Source organism: Serratia sp. FGI94, assembly GCF_000330865.1.
GTDB lineage: Bacteria > Pseudomonadota > Gammaproteobacteria > Enterobacterales > Enterobacteriaceae > Serratia_B > Serratia_B rubidaea.
In genome coordinates this window covers 2,149,050-2,162,048 of the sequence record NC_020064.1, presented here as the reverse complement: position 1 = coordinate 2,162,048, position 12,999 = coordinate 2,149,050, and the positions used below count along the sequence as shown (strand labels likewise).

Annotated in this window: 12 protein-coding genes and 1 pseudogene; 5 read left to right on the top strand and 8 right to left on the bottom strand. The window is 57.3% G+C overall.

Annotated elements, in window-relative coordinates:
* Positions 1–903, bottom strand: a complete 903-nt coding sequence (locus tag D781_RS09800; RefSeq protein WP_015672163.1) for a dihydrodipicolinate synthase family protein — start codon at positions 901–903, stop codon at positions 1–3.
* Between the two features lie 380 nt (positions 904–1,283).
* On the opposite strand from D781_RS09800, the gene yddG reads away from it, so the two are divergent.
* Together yddG and D781_RS09790 are read left to right on the top strand one after the other, a co-directional pair.
* Positions 1,284–2,210, top strand: a complete 927-nt coding sequence (gene yddG / locus D781_RS09795) for an aromatic amino acid DMT transporter YddG (RefSeq protein ID WP_015672162.1) — start codon at positions 1,284–1,286, stop codon at positions 2,208–2,210.
* A 358-nt stretch (positions 2,211–2,568) separates the two neighbouring features.
* Complete coding sequence (locus D781_RS09790; protein WP_015672161.1) at positions 2,569–3,951, top strand: MFS transporter; 1,383 nt, start codon at positions 2,569–2,571, stop codon at positions 3,949–3,951.
* Between the two features lie 28 nt (positions 3,952–3,979).
* Here D781_RS09790 and D781_RS09785 read toward each other — a convergent pair whose 3' ends face one another.
* A complete protein-coding gene (locus tag D781_RS09785) occupies positions 3,980–5,020 on the bottom strand; it encodes a GlxA family transcriptional regulator (RefSeq protein ID WP_015672160.1) in 1,041 nt (346 codons plus the stop codon).
* A gap of 182 nt (positions 5,021–5,202) precedes the next feature.
* Between D781_RS09785 and D781_RS09780 the strand changes: the two genes are divergently transcribed.
* Entirely contained in the window at positions 5,203–5,508 is a 306-nt protein-coding gene (locus D781_RS09780; protein WP_015672159.1) for a hypothetical protein, read from the top strand.
* Between the two features lie 17 nt (positions 5,509–5,525).
* Here D781_RS09780 and D781_RS23630 read toward each other — a convergent pair whose 3' ends face one another.
* Positions 5,526–5,798, bottom strand: a complete 273-nt coding sequence (locus tag D781_RS23630; RefSeq protein ID WP_124014447.1) for a hypothetical protein — start codon at positions 5,796–5,798, stop codon at positions 5,526–5,528.
* A gap of 112 nt (positions 5,799–5,910) precedes the next feature.
* On the opposite strand from D781_RS23630, the gene pykF reads away from it, so the two are divergent.
* Together pykF and D781_RS09770 are read left to right on the top strand one after the other, a co-directional pair.
* Positions 5,911–7,323 (top strand): pyruvate kinase PykF, encoded by a 1,413-nt coding sequence (gene pykF / locus D781_RS09775; protein WP_015672158.1) that lies wholly within the window; start codon positions 5,911–5,913, stop codon positions 7,321–7,323.
* A 308-nt stretch (positions 7,324–7,631) separates the two neighbouring features.
* Complete coding sequence (locus D781_RS09770) at positions 7,632–7,868, top strand: major outer membrane lipoprotein (RefSeq protein ID WP_015672157.1); 237 nt, start codon at positions 7,632–7,634, stop codon at positions 7,866–7,868.
* A gap of 245 nt (positions 7,869–8,113) precedes the next feature.
* Here D781_RS09770 and D781_RS09765 read toward each other — a convergent pair.
* From D781_RS09765 to sufC, 5 genes and pseudogenes are all read right to left on the bottom strand, one after another.
* Positions 8,114–9,037: pseudogene (locus D781_RS09765) on the bottom strand (L,D-transpeptidase family protein); the annotation flags it as partial.
* A 286-nt stretch (positions 9,038–9,323) separates the two neighbouring features.
* Positions 9,324–9,737 carry a cysteine desulfuration protein SufE gene (gene sufE, locus D781_RS09760; protein WP_015672155.1) on the bottom strand — a complete coding sequence of 138 codons (414 nt, stop codon included), beginning with the start codon at positions 9,735–9,737 and terminating at the stop codon, positions 9,324–9,326.
* A 33-nt stretch (positions 9,738–9,770) separates the two neighbouring features.
* Positions 9,771–10,988, bottom strand: coding sequence for a cysteine desulfurase SufS (gene sufS / locus D781_RS09755; RefSeq protein ID WP_015672154.1), 1,218 nt, complete (start codon positions 10,986–10,988; stop codon positions 9,771–9,773).
* Entirely contained in the window at positions 10,985–12,259 is a 1,275-nt protein-coding gene (gene sufD / locus D781_RS09750; RefSeq protein ID WP_015672153.1) for a Fe-S cluster assembly protein SufD, read from the bottom strand. Before sufD ends, sufS begins: the two co-directional genes overlap by 4 nt.
* Entirely contained in the window at positions 12,234–12,980 is a 747-nt protein-coding gene (sufC, locus tag D781_RS09745) for a Fe-S cluster assembly ATPase SufC (RefSeq protein ID WP_015672152.1), read from the bottom strand. Before sufC ends, sufD begins: the two co-directional genes overlap by 26 nt.
* Positions 12,981–12,999: the final 19 nt, after the last annotated feature.

The following is a 12,999-nucleotide window of genomic DNA, read 5'->3' as shown; positions in this document are numbered from 1 at the left end:
TCACACCACCGATATGGCGGCCACATTGCGTTTCACCTCGGCGATCACCGCCTGCAGCTGTGCTTTTTCCGCATCATCCAGCGGTTGCAGTGGCGCACGCACTGGCCCCACGGCCAGCCCCTTCAGTTCGCACCCCTGTTTAATCGACTGTACAAACTTGCCGGCATCGAGGAAATTCATCAGCGGCATCATCGCGGCCATGATTTTGCGTCCTTTATCGAAATCCTTCTCCACCACGCAGGCCTGATACAGCGCAACATGTTCGCGCGGAATAAAATTCGAACCGGCGCACACCCAGCTGCGGGCGCCCCAGGCAAAGAATTCCAGCGCCTGATCGTCCCAGCCGCAGGAGAGCGCAATACTCGGATACCGACATGCCAGCAGGTGCAGGTTATTCATATCACCGGAACTCTCTTTAATCGCCACTACGTTCGGCGAACGGCTCACGGCGGCAAAGTAGTCGTCCCCCATACTGATGCCCATCCGCCCCGGATAGTTGTACAGCATGATCGGCAGCTGCGCGGCACGGTCCACCGTCAGCGCATGGTGGGCATTTTCCTGCTCGGTCGGCAGCGCATAAGGCGGCGACGTCACTAAAATCGCATCCGCCTTGATTTCCCGCGCGTGTCGGGCGTAAACCACCGCATCCTCAGTGCGGATCGCGCCGGTGCCGACGATCAATGGCAGGCGGTTGCCAATCACCTGACGCGCCCGCTCGGCCAGCGCCAAACGCTCCTCCACCGTTTGCGCGTAATACTCGCCCGTCGAGCCACCGATGATAATGCCGTGCACCCGCGCTTCGATCAGCGACTCCAGCACCTGATCAAAACGGCCGTAGTCGATGGCGCCGTCTGCCGCATAAGGGGTGACCGCCGGGGTATAGATGCCTTCAAATTTAAACACGTGACCTCCAGAGTAAGGCGCGAAACCCTTCCGCGCCGATAGCATTTGTTAAAAATTTGCACACAGCAGCCGGCCGGTCAATGCGTCAATACATTTTGTATACATGAAAAATACAACAAAAACACAACTTAATAGGATAAAATGTCAAATGAAAAACAAATTAACCTTTAAAATCAATGACAAAATAAAGATATTCATTATGTTTATTTTTCTATTTGTTTTCAGATAATGATCACATTCTTAGATAAACACCGCTTTAAACGTATTTACAGCGGCGTTCGAGCAGCATAATTTTGCAGCTGTTTTTAACGTTGATTTAACAGGAACGCCCGTTGAAGATCTCCGGGCAACATTCTGTTTACATACAGAGGTGTCGGGTCATGACCCAGAAGAAAGCAACCTTGATCGGACTGATCGCCATCCTTTTGTGGAGCGCTATCGTCGGATTGATTAAAAGCGTCAGTGAAGGCTTCGGCCCGGTAGCCGGCGCAGCCATGATTTATACCTGTAGTTCCGTGTTGCTGCTATTTACTCTGGGGTTTCCCAACATACGCAAATTTCCGCTGAGCTACCTGGTCTTTGGCAGCATACTCTTCGTGTGCTATGAACTGTGTCTCTCGCTCTCACTCGGTTTCTCAAACACCGGCAGGCAGGCTATCGAGGTCGGCATGGTGAATTATCTCTGGCCCAGCATGACGATGCTGTTGGCATTGGTGGTTAACCGGCAAAAAATAAGCCTTATGATCATTCCCGGCATGATAATTTCTATCGTGGGAATATGCCGCGTTCTTGGCGGCGAACGGGGTATTGCTTTTGATGAAATTGCCAGAAACCTGCAGTCAAACCCGTTAAGTTACGGTCTGGCATTTAGCGGCGCCGTTATTTGGGCGATCTATTGCGTTGTGACTAAAAAGCTTGCCAACGGTAATAACGGTATTACGCCCTTCTTTATTTTGACGGCGCTGGTGCTGTGGGCAAAATATTTCATTTCACCGCAACCGGCTTTTGCGCTGAACGGCCAGGTTTGGCTTAGCCTGGCATTATCGGCTGCCGCCATGGGCTTTGGCTATGCCGCCTGGAATACCGGCATTCTGTACGGTAACGTCGCGGTTTTGGCCAGTATTTCCTACTTCATTCCCGTGCTCTCCGCCATGCTGGCCGCAGTCATACTGCGTTCCGAACTGGGTGCCCCCTTCTGGCAAGGCGCCGCGATGGTCAGCCTGGGATCGCTAATCTGCTGGCGGTTCAGCGGCACACGCACCAGCAGCCTGAAAAGCATCAAAAAGCGTGCGCCGGATACACCATAATAAATATATCGGCGGCGAAAGATAAAAATAATATTCCGCCGCAGTATTAACCACAGCGATGTTATTTTCATGTCGGCCATGCGCTCTATGGTCAGTTTTTCTCCGCACCGAGGTAATTATATTATGAATCACGTAAAACTCAGGTAAATATCAGAGCGTCATTCTCATGTTGCGAAAGTTTACTATGCCGAAATGTCGCCGGCAGGCGACCCATTGTTTATCACCATTATTTTTCGGCGCTGGAAATAAATAAAAAATAGAATTACTGCCGGTCAGCATCCCGCCAGAACAAGACTGCCGGCACTGCCGTGAGTTTTATTTTTTACCCGCAGCGCCATAAATAAAACAGGAGTGAAACATGTCAAATACCGTTTCTGTTGAAGATGTGCCGCTTAACCGCTTTCACCGCCTACTGACCGTACGTTCCGGCGGTGGTTCTTATGTCGACGGCTATGTGCTCAGTATTATCGGCATCGCCATGACCCAGGTCTCCCCGGCGCTGGGCCTGAGTGCGCTCTGGGAAGGACTGATCGCCGCCTCCGCGCTGATCGGGATCTTTTTCGGCGGTTTTATCGGCGGCGCGTTGACCGACCGTCTGGGCCGCAAACTGCTCTACTTCGTCGGCCCGACGCTGTTTGTCGTCACCTCTGCCGCCCAGTTTTGGGTACAAAGCGGCGAAACCCTCTTTATACTGCGCTTCCTCAGCGGTGTGGCGGTCGGCATTGAATACCCGGTCGCCACCGCATTTTTGGTGGAGTTTCTGCCTAAAAAACAGCGTGGCCCCTGTTTGGCGACGCTGACGATTCTGTGGTTCGCCGGGGCGGCTACCGCTTATCTGACGGGGGAGATCATTCTGCATGTCGGCGGGGAAAATGCTTGGCGCCTGTGCCTCGCCAGCACCGCCATTATCGGCGCGGCACTGTTTATCGTTCGTCTGGGCACCCCAGAATCCCCGCGCTGGCTGCTGAGCAAAGGGCGCACCGCCGAGGCCGAAGCCATTATCCGGCAGGTATACGGCCCAACTTTCGGCCTGCGCAATCTGCCGGAAAGCAACGAAAGCGGCAAACTGTCATTTATCAGCCTGCTACATGCCGGCTATGGTAAACGCATGGCCTTTGTCACCCTGTTCTGGACCTGCTCGGTCATTCCGGTATTCGCCGTCTACGCCTTTGCACCGAAAGTGCTGGATGCGCTGCATCTAAGCGGCAACTGGGCGTCCTATGGCTCCATCGCCATTACATTGCTGTTTGTCATCGGCTGCATTATCGCTACCCGCCTGGTCAACAGTATGGGGCGGCGTAAATTATTACTGCGCAGTTTTCTCTGGTCGGGCCTGGCGCTACTGCTGCTCGGCTTCCTGCGCGATGGGCCGTCGTGGCTGATTCTGCTGCTGTTCGGCGCCTATGCCCTGTTTATCGGCGGCGCGCAGGTGCTGCAGCTGGTCTATCCCAATGAGATCTTCCCTACTCGCATTCGCGCCGGCGCCGTAGGCGTCGGTACCTCGATGTCACGCATTGGCGCGGCGGTCGGCACCTATCTCGTGCCGCTGTCGTTACAGAACATCGGCATCGGCCACACCATGTATATCGCTGCAGCCATTACCTTCATCGGTCTCGCGGTATCCTGGCTGCTGGCGCCGGAAACCAACGCCAAAAATCTGGAAGAGGCGGCGGCGCTCGACGAATCACCCGTCGCCAAGCGCGTGTTAACCCCCAACCTGCCCAAACGTAACTCTTGGTAGACCATCCTCGGCGGGGCAAGTCCCCGCATTATCCTTCACGCTTAATCAGGTACTCGACCTTACGCCGACGCTTACGATAAGCGCTCGGCGTTTCGCCGTATTGCTTGCGAAACCAGGCAATCAAATGCGAAGCGTCAGAAAAGCCGCAGTTTTGCGCAATAGCATTAATACTGTGACTGGTGTCAGCCATCAGTTTACGCGCATGAGTCAGACGCATGTTGCGCCAGTATACTGCGGCAGAACAGCCCGTACTGCGGGTGAAAACAGCATTAAGTTGGCGGAAAGGTACGCCGACAAACGCGGCGACATCGCCAATCGGCAATGGCGCATCAAGATGGTGCTGCATAAAATCGACCGCTTTACGCACCAGCTCGTTATCGTAACCGTCCAGTTCACCGGCATTTTCTCGTTTACGCCCGCGCACGCCGTTTCCATCCGGTTCATCGACCAACAGGTACTGCAGCACTTTACGCATTCTCAGGGCACCGCAATGCTGGCGAATCAGATCGGCCGCCAGATCGATGCCGGTGCCGCCGGGACACGAGATCACCCCGCCGTCGCGAATATAAGTTTTATCAATCACCGGCGTGGCTTTGGGAAAGCGCCGGCGGAATTCTTCACGGGTGGTGAAATGAATGGCGCAGCGCCTCCCGTCCAGCAGCCCGGCGTTGCCGGCGATAAAGGCGCCGCTGCACAGCGTAATGATCGGCACGCCGCGACGGTGCAGATCGCGCACCGCCTCCCGTAGCCAGAGCGGCGGATCGCGCGTCTCTTCCAGCAAACCGCCGGCCAACACGAAATAATCCCACTTCTGGTTAAAATCCAGCGGCGCGGTGGGCGTAACCGGCAGGCCGCAGCTGGCGGTAACCGGCTGATTGTCGCAGGTCATCCACTCCCAACGGCACAATATTTGTCGGCTGTCGAAGGACTCATCGGCAGCAAACCTCAGCGATTCCACCAGTCCGGCAACCGACGCTAGCGTAAAGTGGTTAATCAGCAGGAAACCGATGGTCAAATCGGGGGCTGGCTGCGGGCCTGCATCGCTGCAGCTTGGGGGAGAAATGTGCATAGGCAAAATCCGTCGGTAACTGGCTATATCGAATGCAACGCCGGATGGCGACACGACAGCATAACATGCAGCAACGCGCCGCCGAGCGCACCAACGCGGAAAAACGGCGAAAAAGGAAAGTATTTTTGGCGCCGCCGCACCGATCGGCTATCATCGGCGGCCTGATTTGCCAAGAGGGTATTATGTTGAAATTTATTGCCGCATCGGCGTTTAGCACGCCCGATAATGGCCAGTCCCGCCGTGAGGGACAGCTGAGCGATGGCCGTGCCGCCGCGGAAGTCCGCTTTGACGCCGGTGCCTTCGGCCAGTTGCAAAAGCGTGATGACGCCGTGCAAATCCGGGTGATCGACGGCGAATTCGAATTTACCGTCGGCAGCGATATTCTTCTGCTGCAGGCTGGTGAAAGCGTGACGGTTGCGGCGCAGGTGCCCAGCGGCTGTTTCTGCCTGGCCGCCGGCACCCTGCTGGAAATCCGCATAGTAGGTTAACGCCCGCGACGTTTTATTTACACCGTGATAATTTGCGCAACAAATTCGCCGCACCAGCGCGCATTTGCGCCACATTTGCTCTCTTTTTGACTAAACCTGCGCCAGTCATCGGTTTTTTGTTTTGTTTCCCACCCTGATGGCCTTATAATGCGCGCGTCTTTCAGTTGAATGGTTTCAGCCCTTGATCTGTGAAAACGCAATAACAACAATCTTATTTTCCGCACGTTTTCGCCGTATCCCCGCACGCCGGCGCGGGCTGAATTTTTCCGCCCCATCTCAGCCGTGGTCACCTATTCTTAACTATGCTCTGCCCTATCAGGCTCGACTCAAATTCCATACCGACGGTCTGACCGCCGGTTTTATTCGTTTTATTATCCATCACAACTTGTAGAAAAAATCGTCATGAAAAAGACCAAAATTGTTTGTACTATCGGTCCCAAAACCGAATCGGAAGAGATGCTGACCCAGTTGCTGAACGCCGGCATGAACGTCATGCGCCTGAACTTCTCACACGGCGACTATGAAGAGCACGGCAACCGCATCAAAAACATGCGTGCGGTAATGGCCAAGACCGGCACCACCGCCGGCATCCTGCTGGACACCAAAGGCCCGGAAATCCGCACCATGAAGCTGGAAGGCGGTAAAGATGCGGCGCTGGTGGCCGGCCAGACCTTCACCTTCACCACCGATCAGAGCGTGATCGGCAACAGCGAACACGTTGCCGTCACCTACCCTGGCTTCGCCGCCGACCTGAAAATCGGCAACACCGTGCTGGTTGACGACGGCCTGATCGGCATGGAAGTGACCGATATCAGCGAAAGCGAAGTGGTGTGCAAGGTGCTGAACAACGGCGACCTCGGCGAAAACAAAGGCGTTAACCTGCCGGGCGTATCCATCCAACTGCCGGCGCTGGCGGAAAAAGACAAGCGCGACCTGATCTTCGGCTGCGAGCAAGGCGTGGACTTCGTCGCCGCCTCCTTCATCCGCAAACGTTCCGACGTGCTGGAAATCCGTGAACACCTGAAGGCCCACGGCGGCGAGCAGATCCAGATCATCTCCAAAATTGAAAACCAGGAAGGCCTGAACAACTTCGACGAAATCCTCGAAGCGTCAGACGGCATCATGGTAGCGCGCGGCGATCTGGGCGTGGAAATCCCGGTGGAAGAAGTGATCTTCGCGCAGAAGATGATGATTGAAAAATGTAATCGCGCGCGCAAAGTGGTCATCACCGCTACCCAGATGCTCGACTCGATGATCAAGAACCCGCGCCCTACCCGCGCGGAAGCCGGCGACGTCGCCAACGCCATTCTGGACGGCACCGACGCGGTTATGCTGTCCGGCGAGAGCGCCAAGGGCAAATACCCGCTGGAAGCGGTCAGCATCATGGCGACCATCTGCGAGCGCACCGATAAAGTGATGCCGAGCCGCATCGACAGCCTGAACGACACCCGCAAACTGCGCATCACCGAAGCGGTATGCCGCGGCGCGGTGGAAACCGCCGAGAAACTGGCGGCGCCGCTGATCGTGGTCGCCACCAGCGGCGGCAAGTCGGCCAAATCCGTGCGTAAATACTTCCCGGACGCCAACATCCTGGCGCTGACCACCAACGAAGTCACCTGCCACCAGCTGGCGCTGAGCAAGGGCGTGATCCCGCAGATGGTCAAAGAGATCGCCTCTACCGACGACTTCTACCGCATTGGTAAAGAAGCGGCGCTGGCCAGCGGCCTGGCGCAAAAAGGCGACATCGTGGTGATGGTTTCCGGCGCGCTGGTGCCAAGCGGCACCACCAATACCGCTTCCGTTCACGTGCTGTAATTTAAAAAGTGACAGAAATCTGCTGGACAAAACGCCGCTCTGCGGCGTTTTTTTTTACCTGAGTAAACGATATTTCCGAAAACGCAATAGCTGGCGCGTCATTATTAAGGCAATAATGAATAGGAGCAGTCTGATGGAATCCGGCTGTTTTGCTTCACTTTTTTAACTATTGTGTAAAACAAGATGCAAGTTTGAGCGAACGATCAAAATAAAGCCCTCCAACGCAAAAAATTTATTCTCTTTCGAAAAAAGTTTGTGTAATACTTGTAACGCTACATGGAGATTAACTCAATCTAGAGGGTGTTATAATGAATCGTACTAAACTGGTACTGGGCGCTGTAATCCTGGGTTCTACTCTGCTGGCTGGTTGCTCTAGCAACGCTAAAATCGATCAACTGTCTTCTGACGTTCAGACTCTGAACGCTAAAGTTGATCAACTGAGCAACGACGTGAACTCTATCCGTTCCGACGTTCAAGCAGCTAAAGACGACGCAGCACGTGCTAACCAGCGTCTGGACAACCAAGCTCATTCTTACAAAAAGTAAGAGAGTTTCGGTAACTGAAAACGGCGCACCCTGTGCGCCGTTTTTTTATGCCTGTCGTTCCCGCTTCGCCCGCCCTTTCCTGACATCCCCAGCCAATGAGATAAAAAAAGCCCAGCGCCTGGCTGAGCTTTACCGTTTACGCGCGCTGTACGCTACTGTGCCTGGCTGATCGGCGCCGCCTGTACATCGGCCTGCTTACTGCCGCCAAACAGCTGTACCGACGGCAGAGGGACGTCTGCGGGGTTCTGCCCGACGCTCACCAGCACCGGCATGCCGGAACGGCGCGTCATCGCGCTGTCAAACACCGTTTGATCCGTTTCTGCGCTATCGACGAATTTCTGCTGCGACTTGGACAGCGTAATCGGCATCGTCTGCGGATCGTCGCTTTCCACTTTCGACAGCGGCTGATGCACTTCCGCATAGCGCTTACCGTCCGGCTCCACCGATACCTTCACCGGCTCGTTGATAATCTGCACGCGGGTGCCCCTCGGCACGCTGTTGAACAGCGCTTCGATATCGTCAGGGCGCAGGCGGATACAGCCGGAGCTAACGCGCATGCCGATGCCGAAGTTGGCGTTGGTGCCGTGGATCAGATATTCCCCGTGTCCCATCGCCAGGCGCATGGCGAACAGCCCCATCGGGTTATTCGGCCCGGCCGGCACCACCGCCGGCAGCGTCTCACCCTTCGCCGCGTAGCGCTTGCGAATATTGGCGGTCGGCGTCCAGGTCGGATTCGGGATCTTCTGGCTGACCGAGGTGACCTTCAGCGGCGTATGCATGCCGGTCTGGCCGATGCCGATCGGGTAGACAATCACCTTGTCTTCCCCTTTCGGGTAGTAATACAGCCGCAGCTCCGCCAGGTTGACCACAATGCCTTCACGCTTGGTGTCCGGCAGCAGCATCTGCGTCGGAATGGTCAGCACCTTGCCCGGCTTGGGCAGGTAAGGATCGGTGCCGGGGTTGGCCTCCAGCATGCCCAGCAGGCCAATTTGGTATTTGGCGGCGATCGCCTCCAGCGAGAGGCCCTCATTCGGTACGGTATAGGTGGTGTTTTCACCAATCAGACGGCTGTTCGCCGGCGGCAACGGATATTCGGTCGCGTTAGCCGCCTGACTGCCGGCTAACACGGAGGCGAATAGTACGCCCATCAATGTCAACGCACGTTTCATACTCTTCCCTATTTTTCAGTACGGTTCGGCCACAAGGCTAACTGCCGCCGGTTTACGGGTAAATCAGACATTCACCTGTTTAATACTAGCAACGTTGGGTATAAAGGCAATAAGTCGCCTAAAAATCAAGGTGTTATAACCCAACCCCAGGCAGGATTTGTCAAGATAACGTCAACAACTAAGCATTTGAAAAAACGTTGATTTGCGATGGACGGGGCTATTTGGCGACGTTTTGTAAAGGCTCATTGACATAATCAATGAGCCGGAACGACGGGCGGGAAAAGTATTACAGCTGTGCGGCTTTTTGCCGAATGGCGCGGATCATCGCCTCCAGCCCCTGCGAGCGCGACGGCGTCAGATGCTGGCTGAGCGCCAGATCGGCAAAGAAAGGACGCACGTCCAGCTCGACGATCTGCTGCGGCGTCAGGTCGCGGTAGACAATAAACACCACCGTCAACAGACCTTTGACTATCGCGGCGTCGCTGTCGCCGCTGAACTCGACCTGGCCCTGCGCGTTTTTGCGCATCAGGATCCACACCTGGCTCTGGCAACCCGAAATCAGGTTTTCCGGACGGTGCGCCTCCTCCGCCAGCGGCGGCAGGCGGCCACCCAGCTCGATCACATACAGGTATTTCTCTTCCCAATTCAGGCAGCGTGAAAAATTACGCGCCAGTTTATCTTTATCCGGCAAGTTGGCCATCAGGCTTCCTATCGTTGTTCCGCCGCCGGGCGCTTAGCCCAGCAGCCGCTGAATTCGCTGCAGACCGGCCACCAGCCGATCCACTTCCTCGCGGGTATTGTACATCGCCAGCGAAGCGCGACACATGCTCGGCACCTGATAAAACGCCATCAGCGGCATGGCGCAGTGGTGACCGGTGCGAATGGCGATGCCGTACTGGTCCAGGAAACTGCCGACGTCATAGGCATGGTGCTCCCCCAGGTTGAAGGCGATCACCCCGGCGCGCTGCGCCGGCCCGTAGACGCGCAGCTGCGGCACCTGCTGCAGCGCCTCCTGCGCATACTGCATCAGCGCCTGCTCATACTGCTGAATCTGCGCCAGCCCCAGCTGCGATACGTAGCTCAGCGCCGCGCCCAGCCCCATAATGCCGGCGGTATTGGGCGAACCGGCCTCAAAGCGCCACGGCGCCTCGGCATAGGTGGTGCCCTGCGTCAGGCTGACCTGCTGGATCATCGAACCGCCGCCTTCCCACGGCGGCATCTGCTGCAGCAGATCGGCCTTGCCGTACAGAATGCCGATGCCCGACGGGCCGTACAGCTTATGGCCGGAGAATACGTAAAAATCGCAGTCCAGCGCCTGTACGTCCACCTGCTGATGCATCACCGCCTGCGCGCCGTCCACCAGCACTTTCACCCCGGCGGCGTGCGCCCGGGCGATAATGTCGTGCAGCGGGTTGACGGTGCCCAGCACGTTGGAGACCTGGGTAATCGCCAGCAGCCGGGTGCTGGCGTCGATCAGACCGGGCAGATCGGCCAAATCCAGCGTACCGTCCGGCTGCAGCGGCCAGACGCGCAGCGTCACGCCGCGCGCCTGCGCCAGCATCTGCCACGGCACGATATTGGCGTGGTGCTCCATCTCGGTGATGATGATGCTGTCGCCCGGCTGCAGCAGGCTGCCGTAGCTGTTGGCCACCAGATTGATGCCCTCGGTGGTGCCTTTGACGAACACAATTTCTTCCGCCGACGCGGCATTGATAAAGCGCGCCGCCTGTTCACGCACCGCCTCCATCTGCTGCGTCGCCTCGGCGCTCAGGCTGTGAATGCCGCGGTGCACCGCGGCGTAGCCGTGGCGGTAGAACGCCATTTCGCGATCAATCACCGACTGCGGCTTTTGCGCGCTGGCGGCGCTGTCGAGGTACGCCAGCGGCTGACCGTTGACCTCACGCGCCAACAGCGGAAAGTCCCGGCGCACCTGTTCAATCGGAAAACTCATACGGCCTCCCGCGGCAGGCGCTGTGCAATATGCGCCAACACCCGCTCGCGAATCACGTCATTGCCGATGCCTTCGGTCAGTTCGGCGGCGAAGGCGAAGATAATCATCTGCTGCGCATCATGCTTGGCGATGCCGCGCGACTGCAGATAGAACAGCTGCTCTTCGTCGATGCGGCCCACGGTGGCGCCGTGGCTGCACTTGACGTCGTCGGCGTAAATCTCCAGCTGCGGCTTGGTGTCCACCTCCGCCACCTTGCCCAGCAGCAGGTTGTGGTTGGTCATCTGGCCGTCAGTCTTGATGGCGTGCTGCGCCACCTTGATCATGCCGTTAAACACCGCCCTGGCGCGGTCGCTGACCACGGTTTTATGCAGCTGACGGCTCTCACAATAGCCTTTGTTATGCTCCAGATAGCTGCGGGTATCGCAGATCTCTTTCCCCACCGGCAGCACCAGGCTGTTGAGCTGCAGATTGGCGCCTTCGCCGTTCAGCTGCGCGCTGGTGTTGTGCCGCGTCAGGCCGGCGCCCAGCAGGAAGCTGTCGCTTTTCACCCGCGCGTCGCGGCCAATCTTCAGGTCGTTATGGGCAAAGTGGTAACTCGGCTGATTCTCAAACGCCAGCTTGCAGTGGTGCAGTTGGGCATTGTCGCCCACCGTCGCGGTCAGGCGCGCGCCGGTAAAGTGCGCGTGCTCGTTCAGGCTGACGTAATGTTCGATCACCTCCGCCTGCGCGCCGGCCGCCACCTCCAGATGGTGGCGATGGTGCACGCTGTTGATCTCGCCGGCGCCGCTGCGCCCGCTGCTGATATGCAGCAGATAGAGCGGACGGGCGGCCACTTTGCCGGCCGGCAGGCGAATCAGGCTGCTTTCCGGCGCCAGGCTCTCGGTCAGGTGCAGGAAGATCTCCGGCTGAATCGGCTCCGGCAGCTGATACCCGGTCAGTTCCAGCTGGTAGTCGCCGAGATCGGCGTCGCTCAGATCCGCCTGATAGCGGCCGTCGACAAACACCAGCCGGTAGGCGTCGAGGGGCAGCGCCAGCTCGGCGCAGCGCTCGGCGCTCACCGTCGCCGGCTGCGGCGCATGGAACTGCTGCGCCAGCAGGCCGTCCAGCGGCGTGTATTTCCAGTTTTCATGTTTGCGCGTCGGCCAGCCCAGCCGCAGCGCCTGCTGCCAGTTGGTCAGGGCATGCGGGGAGTGCTCACCGCCCTGCGCCTCAAACAGGCTGTAGAGCTGTTGCAGCGCGCGTGAATTATTGTTGGTCGGCAAGCCAGCCATAGCCCTGCTCCTCCAACTGTTTCACCAGAGAGAAATCACCGGATTTCACGATGCGCCCCTGGGAAAGTACGTGGACGTAATCCGGTTTGATGTAATCCAGAATACGCTGATAGTGGGTGACGATAATAAAGGCACGCTTGCCGTCGCGCAGCGAGTTCACGCCGTTGGCGACGATTTTCAGCGCGTCGATGTCCAGCCCGGAATCGGTCTCATCCAGAATGCACAAATCCGGCTCCAGCGCGGCCATCTGCAGAATATCGTTACGCTTCTTCTCACCGCCGGAGAAACCGACGTTCACCGAGCGGCTCAGCAGGTCGGCCGGCATATCCAGCAGCGCGATCTTCTCTTCGATAAAATCGGCGAAGTCAAAACGATCCAGCGCCTCCAGGCCGCGGTATTTGCGCACCGCATTGACCGAGGTCTGCAAAAAGAAATGGTTGCTGACGCCGGGGATCTCCACCGGGTATTGGAAGGCGAGAAAGACTCCTTCGCCGGCGCGATCTTCCGGATCCAGCTCCAGCAGGTCTTTGCCCTTAAAGGTGACGCTGCCGCCGCTGACCTCATACTCTTCACGCCCGGCCAGCGTCGCGGACAAGGTGCTCTTGCCGGAGCCGTTCGGCCCCATGATGGCATGCACTTCGCCCGGTTTAATCTCCAGACTCAGTCCTTTCAGGATCTCATTGTCTTCCGCGCTGACGCGTAAATCTTTAATACTTAACATGCTGTATCCTCAGGTGGCG

Bases quoted from the DNA above. Each gene is read 5' to 3' on its own strand.
- yddG (WP_015672162.1), top strand. From the start codon at position 1,284: ATGACCCAGAAGAAAGCAACCTTGATCGGACTGATCGCCATCCTTTTG.
- D781_RS09790 (WP_015672161.1), top strand. From the start codon at position 2,569: ATGTCAAATACCGTTTCTGTTGAAGATGTGCCGCTTAACCGCTTTCAC.
- D781_RS09785 (WP_015672160.1), bottom strand. From the start codon at position 5,020: ATGCACATTTCTCCCCCAAGCTGCAGCGATGCAGGCCCGCAGCCAGCC.
- D781_RS09780 (WP_015672159.1), top strand. From the start codon at position 5,203: ATGTTGAAATTTATTGCCGCATCGGCGTTTAGCACGCCCGATAATGGC.
- pykF (WP_015672158.1), top strand. From the start codon at position 5,911: ATGAAAAAGACCAAAATTGTTTGTACTATCGGTCCCAAAACCGAATCG.
- D781_RS09770 (WP_015672157.1), top strand. From the start codon at position 7,632: ATGAATCGTACTAAACTGGTACTGGGCGCTGTAATCCTGGGTTCTACT.
- sufE (WP_015672155.1), bottom strand. From the start codon at position 9,737: ATGGCCAACTTGCCGGATAAAGATAAACTGGCGCGTAATTTTTCACGC.
- sufS (WP_015672154.1), bottom strand. From the start codon at position 10,988: ATGAGTTTTCCGATTGAACAGGTGCGCCGGGACTTTCCGCTGTTGGCG.
- sufD (WP_015672153.1), bottom strand. From the start codon at position 12,259: ATGGCTGGCTTGCCGACCAACAATAATTCACGCGCGCTGCAACAGCTC.
- sufC (WP_015672152.1), bottom strand. From the start codon at position 12,980: ATGTTAAGTATTAAAGATTTACGCGTCAGCGCGGAAGACAATGAGATC.